Genomic DNA, 17,321 nt, shown 5'->3' on the forward strand with positions numbered 1-17,321 from the left:
GAGATGAGCGAAAGGACGTTGCGCCGGCGCTTCGACACGAGCTTCGGCTATGGCCCCAAGACGCTTGACCGTATCCTCCGCTACCAGCGCTTTCTGCGGCTTTCGAGCCAGTCCAACAGCTCCACCGCCATGCTGGCAGCCGAGGTGGGCTATGCCGACCAGGCGCATCTTGTCCGCGAGAGCCGACGCCTGACGGGAAGCACCCCGCGACAGATACATCACCTGCTGCAGAACGGGTGAAACGACGTCGCGCTCTTCATTGGCCGTTTTGTTCAAGTCTTCACTGGTCGCCCGACTTTATTCTGGTGTCTCCGACAACCGAAGGAGACTGCCATGAAACCGCGCATTTCGGTTTTGACCATCGCTGTCGCCGACCTCGAGAGTTCTCTCGCGTTCTACCGCGACGGTCTCGGCTTGCCGACGGAAGGGATCATCGGCCGCGAGTTCGAGCATGGCGCCGTCGCGTTCTTCACGCTGTCCGGCGGGTTGAAACTCGCGATCTGGGCTCAGGACGACCTCGCCTACGACACCGGCCTGCCCAAGGCGCCGATTACCTCGACCTCGTTCACGATCGGCCACAACGTTGTGCGCCGCGAAGAAGTCGATCAAGTGATGGATGAGGCCGCCCGCGCCGGAGCCGAGATCATCAAGCCTGCCCGGGACACGTTCTTTGGCGGATATGCCGGATACTTCCGCGACCCGAACGGACACCTATGGGAGGTTGTCTGGAATCCCGCCAACATACCGAATGAGAATCCTCTTTAAGGGCGGCGCCGGCCTGCAGTCTCGCCGGTGCCGGCAAATTCTGTCGGCACCGGGCGGGCGGCCATGCTTTCCCTGGCAACTAGGCAAGTTCGACGGCAGGCCACCGGCACAATCTTAAGCGCTGATTATGTAGCTCTATCCAGATTCGCCTCGCCTGCGTGACGCATCATGCGGCGGAAGCTCATTGAGATATGCGCCCGCCTTATGTGCCCGATGGACTCCCAGTCGCCGATCTCAGCGGCGGCAAGGACCTCTTCCATTTCGCGGCGGAACGCGGTGAATTCCTCGACAAGGCCCAATTGCGGCATCAGCTTCAGGACGACGCGCGCGACCTGAAAATACAGGCGCTCGCTGATCTCGCGCAGTGGCTGGTTGCCGGTCATCGCCGTGAGCTCGTAGAAAAAATCCATGTTGAGGCGCAGGAAAGCGCGCTGGTCGGGACTGAGTATATCGGAATCGCAGCGCGCGATGAGCGCCCGTATCCGGTCGAGGTCGTCCGCCGTGCGCGGGATCGGCGAAAGCTTGCCGACGAGGAGCGCCAGCTCCAGGCGCAGATGATAGACCTGCTGCAATTCCTCGATGTCGACGTCGGTGACGATCGTGCCGACGCCGTGGACGGATTGAACCAGACCCTCGGATTCAAGGCGCGCCAGCACGCGCCGGACCGGCGTGCGGCTGATCTCGAATTCCTGGGCAAGTTCTTCCTCGGAAAGGTGGCTTCCCGGCGCATAATCGAGCAGGCAGATGCGGTCGCGCAATATCCGGTAGATGCGCTCGAACCGCTCCCGCGCGGAGAGCGGGCGCGGCGGCGCGGCGGTCACCGTCGTAGGCGGCTTGGCCTCTGTCTCGATCGTCACCCAGCCTCCAGGACAGCGTGCAGGAATTGCCGTGTCCGCTCGTTCTTGGGAGCACCAAACAGTTCGCTTGGCGGCCCCTGCTCGCAGATCTTGCCTTGATAGAAGAAACAAACGCGGTCGGAAAACTCCTTGGCGAAGCCCATCTGATGGGTGACCATCAGCATGGTGAGATCATGCTCGCGCCCGATCTGCCTTATCACCTGTAGCACTTCGCCGACAAGCTCCGGGTCGAGCGCCGACGTTACCTCGTCGAACAGCATGATCTTGGGCCGCATTGCCAGCGCCCTGGCGATGGCGACGCGCTGCTGTTGGCCACCAGAAAGCTGTGACGGATAGTGGTCCTTCTTCTGGGCCAGACCGACCAGCTCCAGCAGCTCGGCCGCTCGTGCCTCGGCGTCCGCCCGCTTCATTCCGAGCACCGTTATCGGCGCCTCGATGCAGTTCTGCATCGCCGTCATATGCGGAAACAGGTTGAACGACTGGAACACCATGCCGATTTTGGCGCGGATCTTGCGGATGTGGGCGAGATCGGCGGGAACAAGCTTGCCGTTCCTCTCCACATGGGTCAGCGGCTCGCCTTCGACCCAGATGACGCCGTCATTGATCGTCTCCAGCGTCATCAGCATGCGCAGCACCGTCGTCTTGCCCGAACCCGACGGACCGATGACCGAGACTTTTTCGCCGCGCGCTATTTCGAGATTGAGCCCGTCGAGAACGGTTAACGTGCCGTAGCGTTTCGATACATTGTCGAAGCGGACCATCGGTTGTTCAGTCATCGGGTGGTCCTCCGGTTGAGCAGCCCTTCGAGGGAGCGGATGAGCGCCGCCGAAACCAGGCTCATGGCAAGGAAAAACAGGCCGACCAGCGTGATCGGCTCGGTGTAGCGGAACGTTTCGGAGCCGATGATCTTGGCGGTCTGCATCAGTTCCATCACGGCGATTGCGGAAAGCAACGGCGTTTCCTTGAACAAGGCCACCAGATAATTGCCGAGCGCCGGAACGATCGGCGGGATCGCCTGCGGAATGATGATGTCGCGGAACGTCGTCCAGGACGAGAGATTGAGCGCGATCGAAGCTTCCCACTGGCCGCGATGGATGTTGTCGAAACCGGCGCGATAGACCTCGGAGCAATAGGCGGCGTAGTGGATGCCGATGGCCAGCACCCCGGCGGTGAAAGCGTCGAGCACGACACCGAATTTCGGAAAGACGAAATAGAGAAAGAATATCTGGATGAGCAGCGGGGTCGAGCGGATCAGCTCGACCAGCACCGAAATCGTCCAGCTGGTCCATGGCACCGCAATGCGGACAACGGCCAGCACCAGGCCGAGCGAGGCGGCAAGCGCAAAGCCGATCAGCGTCGCTTCGATGGAAATGACGGCGGCGCGAGCAAGCACCGGCAGGATTTCCAGGGCAAATCCCCAATCCCAGATCATGCCGCCTTCCCCCGCGCCAGTCCGAGCGACGCCCGCCCTTCAAGAAGCCGCATGCCGATGGTCACAACCAGCGACATTGCCAGGTACATCAAAAGAACGAGGGTGAAGATCGGAATGGTCTTGAACGTGTTCTGGTTCATTTGCTGCGCCTTGAAGGCGAGATCCGAAAGCGTGATCAGCGAGACCAGCGCCGTCGATTTCAGAAGCTCGATGAACAGATTGCCCCAGGGTGGGATCATCGCGACAAAGGCCTGCGGCAGGATGATCCGGCGCAGCATCTGTGGGCGGCTCATGTTCAATGCCGTACACGCTTCCCACTGCCCGCGGGCGACGGACTGGATCGCGCCGCGCACGCACTCCGATCCGTAGGCGCCGACATTCAGGCCGAGCGCGAGCACCGCCACAACGAATGCGTTGATCGTGACGCCGAATTGCGGGAGCACGAAAAACAGCCAGAACAATTGCACCAGTGCCGACGTTCCGCGGAAGATCTCGACGTAAACCGTGGCCAGCCATCTGAGCGGCGTCGGGCCGTACATCCTTGCAAGTGCCGCAAGCACGCCCATGACAATTGCGAGCAGGCTGCCGAGGACGGCGATCTCGATTGTCAGGACCGCGCCTTGCAGCAGCCCCGGCATAAACACTTGATATGATTCCTGTGTTGCCAAGGCACCGATCACGACAAGCGCGATGACCAGCATGGCAACGAGCGTACGGATACCCATGCGATTCCCCCAAGGAAAAAGGGCGGCGCTTTCGCGCCGCCAGCAGTTGGGAACCTATTTGCCAGCGCAGAGCTCTGCGGTGGTCTTGTTGGGGAGATAATCCTTGCCGAAGCCGAGTGGCTCGACCAGCGCGATATGCTCCGGCGAACCGAGGAACTTCTTCAGCTCGGCGTTGAAAGCCTCCTGCAGGTCGGTGTCTTCCTTGCGGAAGCCGAAGCCGCCATGACCTTTTACCGATTTGCCGGCGACCTCGCCGAAGGGCTTGGTCGATTCGACGCCGTCGGCTTTCTTGGCCATGTCGGCGATCGAAAGAGCGGTCAGCGCGGCTGCATCGGCGCGGCCCGACTGGACGGCGGCGACCAGGCTTGACTGGTCGGGCAAGGAGACGATCTGCCCACCGGCAACGCCCGCTTCCTTGGCGAAGCCGCCTTCGACGGCGCCGGCCATCACGGCAAGCTTGAGATCCGGATTGTCCTTGATGCTGGAAAAATCCTTGATGCCTTTCGGATTGCCTTTTGCCACCAGCATGGCCTCGCCGATGCCGTAGGACGGCTCGGAGTAGTTGATCTCGGCGCAGCGCTTCGGAGTGATGAACATGCCGGCGGCGATGATGTCGAAGCGGCCGGCCTTGAGACCCGGAATGAGCGAGCCGAATTCGGTCAAAACACCGTCGACCTGCGGTATGCCCATCTTGGCGAGCACCGCTTTGGCGACTTCAGGGGCCTCGCCGGTCAGCTTGCCGTCTGGCGTGGCGTAACCGAACGGCGCCTCGTTGGCGAAACCGACGCGGATGTAGCCGTCCTTCTTGGCCCGTTCGAGGGTGGTTTCCGCGTGAGCGGACAACGACGTCAATGACGTCGCGGCGAGCGCGATGCAGGCAGCCGCCTTCACGACCATGCGGCGCGATATCGATGATTTGAGCATGCTTTTCTCCCATTGGACAACTGTGGATGGTTCCCAGGGCGCGGCCTTCTTCGAGGTCGACGCCTGCTAGATCAGACGTATACAACTGCCCTAGACATTTCGCAAGCAGAGATATAGAAACCATGGAAATTCGGCGATAATTCGCAGTTAGCCAGCAAATTGACGTCGAGTTGTGCACAATTTGGCCTAGTTGCCATTTACAAAAGGCAAACGGCGTACCTGGAAGGCAGGATTTCGGTGGCGACCGCGAACGGCTTCGGGACATTCACGCAAGCGGAGTATCGGCAGCGCCTCGCCGGCGTGAAGACACGCATGCAACAAGCCGGCTTCGATCTCATCGTCTGTCAGGATCCCGCCAACATGTGCTGGCTGACCGGCTATGATGGATGGTCGTTCTACGTTCCGCAGTGCGTGCTCGTCCATCTGGAGGAAGACCGGCCGATCTGGTTCGGCAGGGCGCAGGATGCCAAGAGCGCACGCCTGACCACCGGCCTGCCCGAGACAAACATCGTGCCGTTCTCGGAACGGTTGGTGCAACAGCCCGTCGAACACCCTTATGACGAACTCGCCCAACTGATCCGGTCGCGTGGTTGGGGAAAAGCCCGCATCGGCGTCGAGATGGACGCGCATTATTATACGGCGCGCTGCCACGCCCATCTGATCCAAGGGCTGCCCGACGCGCACTTCGCCAACAACCACGATCTCGTCAACTGGGCGCGGCTGGTCAAATCCGAGGCCGAGCTGGTGCTGATCCGCGAGGCGGGTGCGATCTGCACGCATGCCATGAACCGCGCCATCGGGAAAATGCGGCCTGGCGTGCCGCAGAACCATGTCATTGCCGAAATCTATCACGCACAGATCATGGGCGTGCCCGGAGCGGGCGGCGACTATGCCGCGATCTGTCCGCTGATGCCCGTTGGCGAGGGCACCAGCACGCCGCATCTGACGTGGTCCGACGCGCCGCTGCCGGACAGCGGCCTCGCCATTCTGGAGATCGCCGGCGTGCGCCGCCGCTATCATGCGGCGCTGACCCGGACGGTACATTTCGGCAAGCCGTCGCAAGCCATCCTCGACATGGCCAAGGCGATCGTCGAGGGCGTCGACGCTGGCCTCGAGAAGGCGCGCCCCGGCAACACCGCCGAACAGGTGGAAGCCGCCTGGCAGGCAGTGTTGAGGAAGAACGGGCTGAAGAAGGAAAGCCGCGTCGGCTATCCGGTCGGGCTCGCCTATCCGCCCGATTGGGGTGAACGCACCGCAAGCCTTCGTCCCGGCGATACTACCGAGATGCAGCCCGGGATGTGCTTCCATTTCATGGCCGGCGTTTGGCTCGACGATTTCGGCATCGCCATCTCGGAATCCTTCGTCGTCACGGATCGCGGCGGCGAACGCCTCTGCGACGTGGCGCGCGAACTCGTCGTCATCGACTGACATGGCGGCCGGGAAACCGGCTGCCGAAAAGACCATGCCCGCCACCAAGCCGGCAACAAGCACGAGGACGCCCGATGGACCGCAATCCGTTTTCCGAAGCCGAAATCGCTGGCCGCCTGGCCAAGGTCCGTGCTGCACTGGTTGAGCGCGAGCTCGACGCGGCGGTCTTCGCCTCGCCGGAGAACGTCTTCTATCTCACCGGGCTCGATCACTGGGGGTATTTTGCCCCTCACCTGCTGATCGTTCCGCTCCAGGAAAGACCCGTCCTGGTCACCCGCTCGATGGAAATGGTGACGATCGAGAAGCAGGTGAAAGCAGCGGAATTCCGTGGTCACTCCGACAGCGAAACGGCGGCCGACCTTGCCGCGCGGGTGCTTGCGGAGCTCGGCCTGTCCGGCAAGCGGATCGGTCTCGAATACTGGACGGCCGGCCTTAGCCATGGACTTGCCGTGGCACTCCAGATGCAAGCCGATGCCAAGTGGAGCGATGTCTCCGGTCTGATCGACAAGATGCGGCGGGTGAAGAGCGCCGACGAACAAGTGCTGATGCGGCGGGCCGCCAAGGTGACGGACGCCGGTGCCGGTGCCGCGATCGCCGCGATCTCGGATGGCGCTTCCGAACAGGAGGTCGCCGCCCAATGTGTTGCGGCAATGATCCGCGCCGGCGGTCATGCGCCGGGCTTCGGACCGTTCATCCGCCCGGCCGCGCGCCTGGGTGAAGAACACACGACCTGGGGCGACGGGATCTACCGCAAGGGCGAGCCGGTCTTTGTCGAATTGTCCGGCTGCATCTCGCGCTACCACGCCCCGCTCGGCCGGCTCGTTCGTATCGGCCACATCAGCGACGAAGACGCCGCAATGGCGGAAGTGACCGCCAAGGCGTTCAACGCTGTCGTCGAGGCGTTGCGGCCGGGCGCCAAGGCGCGCGATGTCTACGCCGCCTGGCAGGCCGTCGCCGACGAGGCCGGCCTTTCCCACTATCGCCGCCATCACTGCGGCTACCTTGTCGGTGCCGGCCAGCCACCATCATGGACCGGCGGCAATTCGGTGACGGGCTTGAGGCACGATTCCGACCTCGAGATCGAGACCGGGATGAGCTTCCACATCCTGTCGTGGCTGATGGGAACCGGTCGCGGCGATGACTTCGTTTCCAACACGGTGCTGTTGACCGATGCGGGCGCTGAAGTGCTCACCCGCACGCCGGCCGGCCCGATCGTTCGATAGGCCCGCACGCATGGCGCGCTACTCGGCACTCTCGATTTTCCGCAACGCGCTGTCCGGCCAGAAGAATTGGCAGCGCGCCTGGCGTGCGGCGGAGCCAAAACCGTCCTATGATGTGATCGTCATCGGCGGCGGTGGACACGGCCTCGCTACCGCCTTCTACCTTGCCGAGAACCACGGCATCCGCAACGTCGCCGTGCTCGAAAAGGGCTATGTCGGCGGCGGCAATGTCGGCCGCAACACTACCGTCATCCGCTCCAACTACCTGCTCGATGGCAACACCCAGTTCTACGAATTCTCGATGAAGCTTTGGGAGGGCATGTCGCGGGCGCTGAATTTCAACGTCATGTTCTCGCAGCGCGGCCAGCTCGTCACGGCGCATTCGGCCGATCAGCTCGACGGCTTCAGCCACCGCGCCAATGTCATGCGGCTGAACGGCATCGATGCCGATATCCTCGACCGCGACGAGGTGCGCCGTCTCGTGCCCTATCTCGATTTTTCCGACACCGCCCGCTTTCCGATCCATGGCGCTATCTTCCAGGGCCGGGCGGGCACGGCGCGCCACGACGCCGTCGCCTGGGGCTATGCGCGCGCCGTCGACGGCCATGGCGTCGACATCATCCAGAACTGCGAAGTGACCGGCTTCCTCCGCGACCGCGACAGTATCGTCGGCGTCGAAACGACGAAAGGCCGGATCGGCGCCGGCAAGGTCGGCCTCGCTGTTGCCGGTCATACATCCGTGCTCGGTGCCAAGGCCGGCCTTGAACTGCCGATCGAAAGCCACGTCCTGCAAGCTTTCGTCACCGAGCCGCTGAAGCCGCTGGTAGATCACGTCGTCGCCTATGGCGCCGACCATTTCTACGTCAGCCAGTCCGACAAGGGCGGGTTGGTCTTCGGCGGCAATCTCGACGGCTACAATTCATACGCCCAGCGCGGCAATCTCGGCGTCGTTCGCGAGGTGGCGGAGGCGGCGATTGCATTGATGCCGTGCATTTCGCGCGTCCGCCTGCTGCGCCACTGGGGCGGCGTCATGGACATGACTCCCGATGCCAGCCCGATCATCTGCCCGACGCCGATCGACGGCCTCTATCTCAATGGCGGCTGGTGCTATGGGGGCTTCAAGGCGACGCCGGCTTCCGGCTGGTGCTTCGCCCACACGATCGCCACCGGCAAGCCGCATCCCTTGATCGCGGCCTACGGGCTCGATCGTTTCCGCACCGGCCACACGCTCGATGAGGCCGGTGTCGGCCCTTCCGCCTGGCTGCAATAGGAGGCGGGACAAAATGCTGCGCATCGAATGCCCCTGCTGCGGCCCGCGCGATCATGACGAGTTCCGCTACGGCGGCGATGCCTCGGTCACGCGTCCGGCCCATGACGATCCCGATCCAGAGGCCTGGTATCGTTACGTCTATATCAGGACAAACCCGGCCGGCCAGCACCGCGAATTCTGGCAGCACGTGACCGGCTGCCGCCAATGGATGGTGGTCGAACGCGACACACGCAACCACGCGATCGCAGCCGTCGACTTCGCCAGGAAATCGACTGTCAGGAAACAACCGGCATGAGTTCGAACCGCAAACGCCTGCGAGTGGGTGGCCGTATCCGTCGCGAGGTGCCGGTCAATTTCACCTTCGACGGCCGCAAGCTGATTGGGTATCGCGGCGACACGCTTGCCTCGGCGCTGCTCGCCAACGGCGTTACCCTGGTCGGGCGCAGCTTCAAATATCATCGCCCGCGCGGCATTTTTTCCGCCGGGCCCGAAGAGCCGAATGCGCTGGTTACGCTCGGGAGCGCCGGCAGGCGCGAGCCGAACCTGCCGGCGGCGACACTGGAACTCGCCCACGGCATGGTCGTGGAGAGTCAGAACCGCTGGCCATCGCTTGCCTTCGACGTGCAAAGCGTCAACGGGCTGTTGGCACCGTTTCTGTCCGCCGGCTTCTACTACAAGACCTTCATGGGCCCGACGCGCCGCGCCTGGATGTTCTACGAACATTTCATCCGCAAGGCGGCCGGCCTGGGTAGAGCCGGCACCGGCTCGGATCCCGACCGCTATGAGGTTCGTCATGCCTTCGCCGATGTCGCCATTGTCGGCGGCGGCCCGGCGGGATTGTCGGCGGCGCGGGCAGCGGCCGCGGTCGGGGCGCGGGTTGCGCTGATCGAGCAGGATTTCCTGCTTGGCGGCCAGCTTCTGGCGGAACCGTCCGACAGCGCAGCGGCTGGATGGTTGAGGCAGGCCGAGGCCGAGTTGGAGGGCTTCGAAACCGTCGCGCTGATGAAGCGGACGACCGCTTTCGGCAGCTATGACGGCAATGTCCTTGGACTGGTCAAACAGCGCGATCCAACCGATCCGAAGCCGAATGGCGAGGCCCGCCAAACGGTCACTATGCTGCGCGCCCGCTCGATTGTTTTCGCCACCGGCGCCATCGAGCGGCCGATCGTGTTCTCGAATAATGACCGGCCCGGCGTGATGCTTGCCTCGGCCGCCCGGACCTATCTCAACCGTTTCGCCGTCCTGCCGGGCAAGAAAATCATTGTCGCCACCACCAATGACGGTGCCTGGCGCACCGCCTTCGACTATGCCGCAGCCGGCGCGGAGGTGACGGTTGCCGATCTGCGCGCCGTCCCGCCCGCAGCACTTGCCGCGGAAGCCGCACGGCTCGGCGTGGTGGTACGGGCCGCAACGCGCATCGTCGACCTTAACGGCGGCCATGCTGTCAGACGTGTAACGCTCAACGGGCCGGACGGCCAGTCCTCGGCCGCCTGTGACCTGGTCTGCATCTCCGGCGGCTGGTCGCCAACTGTGCATCTCACCTCGCACCTGGGGAGCAAGCCCACCTACCGCGACGACATCGACGGCTTCGTGCCGGGTTCGTTTCCGGCCGGCCGGTTCGGCGCCGGCGCGATGATGGGAACCTATGCGACGGCCGATGCCATCGACGATGGTCATCGCGCCGGTAGCGAGGCCGCAGCCTCCTGCGGCAAGTCGGCGCCGGTGCCCGCTCCGTCGAAACTCGATCTCGACGAGACCGCCACGAGTTCACTTCGCGAGATCCCTTCCGTTGGACGAAAGGCCTTCGTCGATTTCCAGATGGACGTGACGACCGGGGATATCGAGCTCGCCCATCGTGAGGGCTATGAATCGGTCGAGCACCTGAAGCGCTACACCACGCTCGGCATGGGCACCGACCAGGGCAAGACCAGCAATTTTGCCGCACTTGCCGCGATGGCCGCCCTGCGCAAGGCAACAATCCCCGAGACCGGCGCCACGACCTTTCGGCCGCCCTATACGCCCGTGGCGATCGGCGCGCTTGCTGGACGTGCCATCGGCCATCATTTCAAGCCGATCCGCCGCACGCCGATGCACGACTGGCACATGGCAAACGGCGCCGAGATGCTCGAGGTCGGGCTCTGGATGCGGCCCTATTTCTACCGGCAGTCGGGACGTGACGTGAACGACGCGTATGTCGCTGAAATGCGGAATGTGCGCCAGGCCGCGGGGCTGATGGACATCTCCACGCTCGGCAAGATCGACGTCCAGGGCCCGGATGCGGCAATCTTCCACGACCGCGTCTACGCCAACGGCTTTGCCAAACTGGCGGTAGGCCGCGCCCGCTACGGCATCATGCTGCGCGACGACGGTATCGTCTTCGACGACGGCACCACGACGCGGCTGGCGGAAAACCGGTTCTTCATGACGACCTCGACCGCCAAGGCCGCCGATGTGCTGTCGCGTCTCGAATTCCTGCTCGACACGGCTTGGCCGGATTTGCGTGTGGCCGTCACCTCGGTCAGCGATGAATGGGCGGCAATGTCGGTTGCCGGGCCTAACAGCCGCGCAATCCTCGGTGCTGCTTTTCCTGCCCTTGACGTTTCCGATGAGGCACTTCCGCACATGGGACTACTCGAAAGCGAGTGGGAGGGCCGTGGGCTCCGCATCTTGCGTCTCAGTTATTCCGGCGAGCGCGCTTACGAAATCTATGTCGGCGCCACTGCCGGTGAACAGCTCTGGAGCCGTCTGCTCGAAGCCGGCAGACTGCTCGACCTGAGGCCTTACGGCGTCGAGGCCCTCGGCGCGCTGCGCGTCGAAAAGGGCCATGTCGCCGGACCTGAGATCGATGGACGCACGACGCTCGACGACCTCGGCCTCGGTCGCATGGCCGGCAAACGCAGCGGCTTCGTCGGCGACGTCCTGCGACGGCGCCCTGCCCTCCGGGCGCCCAACCGGCAGCGTCTGGTCGGACTGGAATGCATCGAGGACGGAAAACGCCTGCGCGGCGGCGCCATCCTGTTCCTGCCGGATGAGAAACCCTATGGCCATGGGCGCGGTCGTGTCACCTCCGTCACTTTCAGCCCCGAACGCGGCCATTATGTCGGGTTGGCCCTGCTTGCCGGTGACGTCGCGGCAGAAGGAAGCGAGGTCGTGGCGGTCTATCCGATGAAGGTCGAAACGGTTCGCGCCCGCGTTGTCTCGCCGGTATTCATCGATCCGCAGGGAGAACGGCTGCATGGCTAGCTTGACCTCTTCTCGGGATTTCAGCCTGTCCGTGGCGGATTGTCCGCTTATCCAGATCGAGGGCTGGGACGCGACACTGGGACAATTCGAAAAGAGCGTCTCGGCGTCGCTCAACACGAAACTTCCCGCTTCGGTCGGAGAGACCGTTCGCCACAAGGGCCTTTTAACCATCCGCGTTGCACCTCGCCGCCTTTGGCTGGCTCTCGACGAAGGCACAGAAGCGCCAGCCCTTGTCGTCGACCCCGATCTCGGCTGTTCCGTGCCCCTCGGGGAAGGTCGTGTTCGTTTGAAAATGGCCGGCCCTGGTATCGCAAGGCTTCTGTCCGGCTGCATTGCCGTCGACTGGCACGCGCCGACCGCCGCTCCGGGCCGCGCCGTGCAAACATCCTTCCATCACGTGCCCGTGCTCTTCCTGCGCACCGGCGAGACCGCGTGCGAACTCATCGTGCCGCGAAGTTTTGCCCGCAGCCTCTCGGATTGGATTGCCGGCGGCTAGCCAATACCGGTTCCTCGGGCAAGGGCCGGCTTTAGCGGCGATCCAAGCCGCCATCACGAAGCCATCTACTCTCTTGCCGGCCAGTCTTGCAGAAGCGTAATCCCAAACTTCGGCGCGGCTACTTTGAGCCGCTCGATATCGGCAGGCGTCGGCGGCCCGACCACCTCTCCCTTGCTGCGTTCATGGCCACCTTCGGCGAGAAACTGCTCGAACACACTTGGCGTGTCTATCAGGATATAGCGAACGAGCTGATTGCCGGGATTCATAAGCTGGTGCGGGATGCCCCGCTTCAAAAACATGCTCTCGCCGGGCGAGAGCGTTCGGACCACACCGTCCACAATTGCGGTCAAGTGCCCTTCGATGACGTAGACCGTCTCGTCGTCATTCGCATGAACATGGATTGGCGTTTTCGTGTGCCCGTCGCTTCTGTTTTCGAAGAGACTAAACAAGCCTCCCGTCTGTTCGCCGGAAACCAGTCGCTTCATGACGATGCCTGCGAGCACGAATTCTTTTGGTTCAACATCCGTCATTGATCCATCCTGCCAGGCACATTTGGTGGGCCGTCAAGCAGTCGAGCTGCGCAGCGACGTCCGGCAAACGTCGAACTGGCTCACGGGTTCGCGGTCGCCGGAGTTCCCTCTTCCCAAGCTCCGTTTGGACGAAAAGCCGGCTTCGTTCTCACCGGACATGCTGGCCGACATCCGCCAATTCGAGGGCGCCGCAGAGGTCCGCCTAACTGACGGCAAAGCTGCAACGGGCTGCCAGGCTCTCGCCGGGCCCAAGCACCGACAGTCCATTCCATTTGTCGATCGAACCACGATTGTGAGCATCGACAGCATGACTGACCGGTTCAAAACAGAAGAAGTCGCTCTCGTCCGATGGCGAATAGACCAGGTAGAAATTCAAGGGCGATGAAGCTTCAATCCGCAGGCTGCAACTGTGCTCCGGCCACGATATGGTAGCGACGCCGTTCCAACCGGCAAACAGATTGTTTATCCATCCACTCGGCAATACGACTGGGGCGCCGAAATTCCAATCGGGATGGGTTTTGACATCCACAAACCGTTCAGGGAGGTGGTTGGGCAGTTCGAGACAAACCTGCGAGGCCGGCGCATGAAGCGCGGTTCGTGCCGTTCTCGGGAACCATGGATGGATGCCAAGCCCGAACGGCAATCTGATCGAGGCCCGATTGACGATGCGAAGTTTCAGCTCGAGCCCCTGTCCGGCCAGCGCGTAGCTCACGTCGGCGCGATATCGGTATGGGCCGGGCCCGTTGCTGATGAGCGACAGCTTTGCGTTGTCCTGCGTTACGCTGTCGACGTCCCACTCGCTCGAAAATCCATTGCCGTGAATGGGAAAGGGCTCGCCTGCAACATTGGCAGGCAGTTCGAGGAATTTGGAGTCGAATGTGAACCCGCCGCCCGAGATGCGATTTGACCATGGCAAAAGCAGGTTGCAGGCAAGGTCGAGCGGTTTGCTGCTCCCGCCGTTTGGCCAAGGCCTGAAGAGCGGCACGCGCCCATAGTCGAACCTCGCAAGACCTGCCCCAAGCGATGGGACGATTTCAGCAGACAGGTCTCCGCTTCTGATCTTGATCGTCCCGACCATCCGCTTCAGACGGTATCGGCCTTGGCAGCGGCGATCGGCTGTTGATGGCGGCCTTTGCGAGCCACTGCAAGAAGGTCGTTCGACGCGATCCCGATGAGCGCTTTCATCTGATCGTGTGCATCGTCGGCCCTCCGCATCCTGATTGCCTCCAGCACGTCGCCATGCGCGCTCAGCGTCTGCTGGTAATTAGCGGTGGCCGATGTGGTCAAGCGGAAGGAGAAGCTGAGGGCGGCCGCAAGCATATTGCCGAGATTGGCGAACACCGGGTTGCGGCTGGCACAAAGGATGGCGGTATGAAACTTGACGTCGGCATCGAGACACGCAGCGAGATCGTCCTGCGGAGCAATGCGCATGGCTTCATAGGCCGCTTCGATGACTGCGAGATCGCCTGACGTCGCCATCTTGGCCGCAAGTTGGGCGGCAGCGGGTTCAATGACCAGCCGCGCCTCGATCAATCCGCGGACGAAATCGAGATCGGGCTCGATATCGCGCATCCATTCCAGAACCTGTGCATCCAGCCTGTTCCATTCGCTCGACACGCGCACACGCGTCCCGGCCCGCTTGCGCGCCTCGATCAATCCTTTCGCCGAAAGCGTCAGAAGAGCATCGCGAAGCGCGGTGCGGCTCGCCCCGTAGATAACGCAAAGCTCGGCTTCCGTCGGCAGGACGGAGTGCTGGGCGTAGGAGCCGGCGAGGATGCGCTGTCCGAGATCGCGTGCGATGCGATCCTTGAGCGATGACGTGGTGCCATCTGCGGCAGGAATGTCCTGCTTGCCTTGGCCAGTCGAAGCGATCGCCGCGTCCATCGTCATGTCCTGTTCAAGTGGTACTCGGCAATTACCACAGCAAGTATCAGCAGCGAGCCCTTGGCAAGCAACTGATAGAAGGTTGGCACGGACGTCAGTATCATTCCGTTGTTGAGGACGCCAATGATGGCGACGCCCAGCAGTGCGCCGACGATCGTGCCTTTGCCGCCCTGCAAGGCGCAGCCACCAAGAACGGCCGCTGTGATGGCCTCGAGTTCCAGGCCTTGGGATCCGGATACGGGCTGCCCGGAGCCGGTACGGGCAGCCAACAGAATCCCGGCCAATCCGGCCGCCACTCCACTCATGATGTAGATGCCGACGCGGTAGCGGTTGATGTTGATGCCGGAGAAGCGTGCGACAACGGGATTGCCGCCCAGGGCATAGATGTTGCGGCCAACGATCGAGCGGGCAAGGAAGAGATGGAACACGATCGCGGTCAGCAAGAGAATCCAGATCAGCAGAGGCAGGCCGAGGATTCGTCCGATCCCGATGAAGCGGAAAGTGTCGCTGAAAATCGCGATCGATTGCCCATCGGACATGATGAACGCGATGCCGCGGAAGATCGCCATCGTACCGAGAGTCGCGATGACAGCGTTGACCCGTCCATAGGTGATGATGATGCCGTTCACGAGGCCGGCAAGACCGCCCAGGACCAGGCCGGCAAGAATGCCAGCGGCGGGTGATCCGGTGGCCTGGATGGCCATTGCCGTCGATACTGTGGTCAGACCGACAATTGCGCCGACGGCAATATCGAGCCCTCCGGCGACAATAACCACGGTCTGGCTCATCGCCAGAACGCCCAGGATGGTAATGCCTAGACCGATGTTCAGCAGGTTTCGGCTGGAGAAGAACACGTCGCCTCTCAGGGTGCCGAAAATGAGCACGAGAATGGCGAGAGCAATAAGAAGGCTTATGTTGTGAATGCCGATGCGCTCTGCGATGCGCAAGGAAGCGCGCCTTTTGCCGGTTTGCGTTGTTGCTGTCCTGAGCTCAAGGCTGTTCACTGAATTTGTCCTCCAAGCGATGCTGCAGATTGAGGCATGGCATGTCTCAGGATCGTGGCCTCGTCGATGTCAGGGCGGGAAAGTTCGGCCGTGATCCGGCCTCCAGCCATAACAAGCACCCTGTCGGCCAGCCCGATCAGTTCCGGCATTTCCGAGGAAATCAGGATTATGCCGATGCCGCTGGCGGCGAGCTCGTCGATCAGGCGATAGATTTCCGCCTTGGCGCCGATGTCGATGCCGCGGGTCGGCTCGTCGAGGATGAGAAGCATCGGCTGCCGCGCAAGCCAGCGCGCGAGAACGACCTTCTGTTGGTTGCCACCGGATAATTTCGAAACCTGTTCGTCGAGGTTGGGCGTCTTGATCGACATCTTTGCTGCAAGCGGTGAGACGATCTCCAGTGCCTTGCGCCGGTTGAAGAAGCCGAAGGTCGACGTTCTGTCGGGCACGCAAAGCGAGGCGTTATCAAGAATGCTTCGGAACAACAGCAGCGCCTCGTGCTTGCGGTCTTCCGGGGCAAAGCCGATGCCCGCCACGATCGCTGCATGCGGACTGTTGGGGCCAACGGGCACACCATTCATCGTTATGGTTCCGTCGACGCGCCTATCATAGCCGACAATCGCCTTTGCCAGTTCGGATCGACCCGCACCCATAAGGCCGGCAATGCCGAGCACCTCGCCACGGCGGACCTTGAGGCTCACATCGGTGACGTGGTCGGTGGTCAGGCCCGTCACCTCCAGCAACGGTTGCCCCGATTGCCACGTCTCGCGCGTAAACAGATCGGCGATGTCGCGGCCCACCATGAGCTTGGCTATGGTCTGCTCGCTGGCACCGGCAGCGGGGGAATCATCGACCAGCCGGCCGTCCCGCAACACGACAATGCGATCCGCAAGGTCGATGACCTCGTTCAGCCTGTGAGAGATGTAGACGATCGAAGTGCCCTCGCCGCGCAGCCGGCGAATTACTGAAAACAGACGGCGCGCTTCGTCGTCGGTCAGTGACGAGGTCGGCTCATCGAATGCGATCAGCCGGCCGCCGGCACGTATGGCGCGCATGATTTCGATCATCTGGCGCTGTGCCGGACCGAGTGTGCTGCAGAGTTGACGCGGCAGCATATCCTGCTGCATGCCGAAGGTCGCAAGCACCTTATCGGTCTGGTCCTCGAGCCTGTGCCAGTCGAGCAGGACGCCTGCCAGCCGCGGCAGTTCGCCGACGAAAATGTTCTCGGCCACGGTCAGGTTCGGAACGATCTCCGGCTCCTGATGGATGACGCGTATTCCGGCTCTGTGGCTGTCGCGCGGTTCGCTGAAAACGATCGGCGTGGAGCCATGCAGCACGGTGCCGGTGTCCGGTGCGAACACGCCCTCGAGAATTCGCATCATTGTCGACTTGCCGGCGCCATTCTCGCCAACCAGGGCAAGCACCTCTCCTGGCCGAAAGGCAATCGAGACATTGTCGAGCGCCTGCACGACGCCGAAGCGCTTCGATATCCTGTCGAGCGAGAAGAAATCCGATTGCATCAAAAGCTCACTCCCGAGGATCGATC

18 protein-coding genes are annotated in these 17,321 nt (G+C 62.6%); 8 read left to right on the forward strand and 10 right to left on the reverse strand.

The genetic code is table 11. The features are described from left to right. Positions 1–3 precede the first annotated feature (3 nt). Together NKJ28_RS09615 and NKJ28_RS09620 are read left to right on the forward strand one after the other, a co-directional pair. Complete coding sequence (locus NKJ28_RS09615; protein WP_352635214.1) at positions 4–240, forward strand: helix-turn-helix domain-containing protein; 237 nt, start codon at positions 4–6, stop codon at positions 238–240. A 93-nt stretch (positions 241–333) separates the two neighbouring features. After that, complete coding sequence (locus NKJ28_RS09620; protein ID WP_352635216.1) at positions 334–765, forward strand: VOC family protein; 432 nt, start codon at positions 334–336, stop codon at positions 763–765. Between the two features lie 125 nt (positions 766–890). On the opposite strand, the gene NKJ28_RS09625 is transcribed toward NKJ28_RS09620, so the two are convergent. From NKJ28_RS09625 to ehuB, 5 genes are read right to left on the reverse strand one after another with little or no spacing between them, the layout of a single operon-like run. Continuing rightward, positions 891–1,622: a GntR family transcriptional regulator gene (locus NKJ28_RS09625; RefSeq protein ID WP_352635218.1), complete on the reverse strand. Its 732-nt coding sequence runs from the start codon at positions 1,620–1,622 to the stop codon at positions 891–893. Then, positions 1,619–2,398: an ectoine/hydroxyectoine ABC transporter ATP-binding protein EhuA gene (ehuA, locus tag NKJ28_RS09630; RefSeq protein ID WP_352635220.1), complete on the reverse strand. Its 780-nt coding sequence runs from the start codon at positions 2,396–2,398 to the stop codon at positions 1,619–1,621. The genes NKJ28_RS09625 and ehuA overlap by 4 nt, the downstream gene beginning before the upstream one ends. Beyond that, positions 2,395–3,054: an ectoine/hydroxyectoine ABC transporter permease subunit EhuD gene (gene ehuD, locus NKJ28_RS09635; RefSeq protein ID WP_023674259.1), complete on the reverse strand. Its 660-nt coding sequence runs from the start codon at positions 3,052–3,054 to the stop codon at positions 2,395–2,397. Before ehuD ends, ehuA begins: the two co-directional genes overlap by 4 nt. Then, positions 3,051–3,779: an ectoine/hydroxyectoine ABC transporter permease subunit EhuC gene (ehuC, locus tag NKJ28_RS09640; RefSeq protein WP_352635222.1), complete on the reverse strand. Its 729-nt coding sequence runs from the start codon at positions 3,777–3,779 to the stop codon at positions 3,051–3,053. The genes ehuD and ehuC overlap by 4 nt, the downstream gene beginning before the upstream one ends. Positions 3,780–3,833: 54 nt before the next feature. Beyond that, the gene (gene ehuB, locus NKJ28_RS09645; RefSeq protein WP_023717021.1) at positions 3,834–4,703 is read right to left on the reverse strand and encodes an ectoine/hydroxyectoine ABC transporter substrate-binding protein EhuB; all 870 of its coding nucleotides are present in this window, start codon (positions 4,701–4,703) and stop codon (positions 3,834–3,836) included. Positions 4,704–4,940: 237 nt separating this feature from the next. On the opposite strand from ehuB, the gene NKJ28_RS09650 reads away from it, so the two are divergent. From NKJ28_RS09650 to NKJ28_RS09675, 6 genes are all read left to right on the forward strand, one after another. Further along, positions 4,941–6,131 (forward strand): M24 family metallopeptidase, encoded by a 1,191-nt coding sequence (locus NKJ28_RS09650; protein WP_352635224.1) that lies wholly within the window; start codon positions 4,941–4,943, stop codon positions 6,129–6,131. A 74-nt stretch (positions 6,132–6,205) separates the two neighbouring features. After that, on the forward strand, positions 6,206–7,354 hold the full coding sequence (locus tag NKJ28_RS09655; RefSeq protein ID WP_352635226.1) for a M24 family metallopeptidase: 1,149 nt from the start codon (positions 6,206–6,208) through the stop codon (positions 7,352–7,354). A gap of 10 nt (positions 7,355–7,364) precedes the next feature. Further along, positions 7,365–8,621 carry a sarcosine oxidase subunit beta family protein gene (locus tag NKJ28_RS09660; protein WP_352635228.1) on the forward strand — a complete coding sequence of 419 codons (1,257 nt, stop codon included), beginning with the start codon at positions 7,365–7,367 and terminating at the stop codon, positions 8,619–8,621. 13 nt (positions 8,622–8,634) lie between these two features. Next, on the forward strand, positions 8,635–8,916 hold the full coding sequence (locus tag NKJ28_RS09665) for a sarcosine oxidase subunit delta (protein WP_352635230.1): 282 nt from the start codon (positions 8,635–8,637) through the stop codon (positions 8,914–8,916). Next, on the forward strand, positions 8,913–11,864 hold the full coding sequence (locus NKJ28_RS09670) for a sarcosine oxidase subunit alpha family protein (protein ID WP_352635232.1): 2,952 nt from the start codon (positions 8,913–8,915) through the stop codon (positions 11,862–11,864). The genes NKJ28_RS09665 and NKJ28_RS09670 overlap by 4 nt, the downstream gene beginning before the upstream one ends. Beyond that, positions 11,857–12,360, forward strand: coding sequence for a sarcosine oxidase subunit gamma family protein (locus NKJ28_RS09675; protein WP_352635234.1), 504 nt, complete (start codon positions 11,857–11,859; stop codon positions 12,358–12,360). The genes NKJ28_RS09670 and NKJ28_RS09675 overlap by 8 nt, the downstream gene beginning before the upstream one ends. Before the next feature lie 65 nt (positions 12,361–12,425). Here NKJ28_RS09675 and NKJ28_RS09680 read toward each other — a convergent pair whose 3' ends face one another. From NKJ28_RS09680 to NKJ28_RS09700, 5 genes are all read right to left on the reverse strand, one after another. Continuing rightward, entirely contained in the window at positions 12,426–12,890 is a 465-nt protein-coding gene (locus NKJ28_RS09680) for a cupin domain-containing protein (protein WP_352635236.1), read from the reverse strand. A 202-nt stretch (positions 12,891–13,092) separates the two neighbouring features. After that, positions 13,093–13,968 (reverse strand): aldose 1-epimerase, encoded by an 876-nt coding sequence (locus tag NKJ28_RS09685; protein WP_352455822.1) that lies wholly within the window; start codon positions 13,966–13,968, stop codon positions 13,093–13,095. A 5-nt stretch (positions 13,969–13,973) separates the two neighbouring features. After that, positions 13,974–14,774: a FadR/GntR family transcriptional regulator gene (locus NKJ28_RS09690; RefSeq protein WP_352635238.1), complete on the reverse strand. Its 801-nt coding sequence runs from the start codon at positions 14,772–14,774 to the stop codon at positions 13,974–13,976. A gap of 2 nt (positions 14,775–14,776) precedes the next feature. After that, positions 14,777–15,778: an ABC transporter permease gene (locus tag NKJ28_RS09695; protein ID WP_352635240.1), complete on the reverse strand. Its 1,002-nt coding sequence runs from the start codon at positions 15,776–15,778 to the stop codon at positions 14,777–14,779. Further along, positions 15,775–17,295 (reverse strand): sugar ABC transporter ATP-binding protein, encoded by a 1,521-nt coding sequence (locus NKJ28_RS09700; RefSeq protein WP_352635242.1) that lies wholly within the window; start codon positions 17,293–17,295, stop codon positions 15,775–15,777. Before NKJ28_RS09700 ends, NKJ28_RS09695 begins: the two co-directional genes overlap by 4 nt. Positions 17,296–17,321: the final 26 nt, after the last annotated feature.

This window comes from Mesorhizobium sp. M0145 (assembly GCF_040322355.1).
GTDB lineage: Bacteria > Pseudomonadota > Alphaproteobacteria > Rhizobiales > Rhizobiaceae > Mesorhizobium.

Excerpts from the sequence above, each read along its gene's own strand:
- NKJ28_RS09615 (WP_352635214.1), top strand. The coding sequence starts at position 4 with ATGAGCGAAAGGACGTTGCGCCGGCGCTTCGACACGAGCTTCGGCTAT.
- NKJ28_RS09620 (WP_352635216.1), top strand. The coding sequence starts at position 334 with ATGAAACCGCGCATTTCGGTTTTGACCATCGCTGTCGCCGACCTCGAG.
- ehuA (WP_352635220.1), bottom strand. The coding sequence starts at position 2,398 with ATGACTGAACAACCGATGGTCCGCTTCGACAATGTATCGAAACGCTAC.
- ehuD (WP_023674259.1), bottom strand. The coding sequence starts at position 3,054 with ATGATCTGGGATTGGGGATTTGCCCTGGAAATCCTGCCGGTGCTTGCT.
- ehuC (WP_352635222.1), bottom strand. The coding sequence starts at position 3,779 with ATGGGTATCCGTACGCTCGTTGCCATGCTGGTCATCGCGCTTGTCGTG.
- ehuB (WP_023717021.1), bottom strand. The coding sequence starts at position 4,703 with ATGCTCAAATCATCGATATCGCGCCGCATGGTCGTGAAGGCGGCTGCC.
- NKJ28_RS09655 (WP_352635226.1), top strand. The coding sequence starts at position 6,206 with ATGGACCGCAATCCGTTTTCCGAAGCCGAAATCGCTGGCCGCCTGGCC.
- NKJ28_RS09660 (WP_352635228.1), top strand. The coding sequence starts at position 7,365 with ATGGCGCGCTACTCGGCACTCTCGATTTTCCGCAACGCGCTGTCCGGC.
- NKJ28_RS09665 (WP_352635230.1), top strand. The coding sequence starts at position 8,635 with ATGCTGCGCATCGAATGCCCCTGCTGCGGCCCGCGCGATCATGACGAG.
- NKJ28_RS09670 (WP_352635232.1), top strand. The coding sequence starts at position 8,913 with ATGAGTTCGAACCGCAAACGCCTGCGAGTGGGTGGCCGTATCCGTCGC.
- NKJ28_RS09675 (WP_352635234.1), top strand. The coding sequence starts at position 11,857 with ATGGCTAGCTTGACCTCTTCTCGGGATTTCAGCCTGTCCGTGGCGGAT.
- NKJ28_RS09680 (WP_352635236.1), bottom strand. The coding sequence starts at position 12,890 with ATGACGGATGTTGAACCAAAAGAATTCGTGCTCGCAGGCATCGTCATG.
- NKJ28_RS09685 (WP_352455822.1), bottom strand. The coding sequence starts at position 13,968 with ATGGTCGGGACGATCAAGATCAGAAGCGGAGACCTGTCTGCTGAAATC.
- NKJ28_RS09690 (WP_352635238.1), bottom strand. The coding sequence starts at position 14,774 with ATGGACGCGGCGATCGCTTCGACTGGCCAAGGCAAGCAGGACATTCCT.
- NKJ28_RS09700 (WP_352635242.1), bottom strand. The coding sequence starts at position 17,295 with ATGCAATCGGATTTCTTCTCGCTCGACAGGATATCGAAGCGCTTCGGC.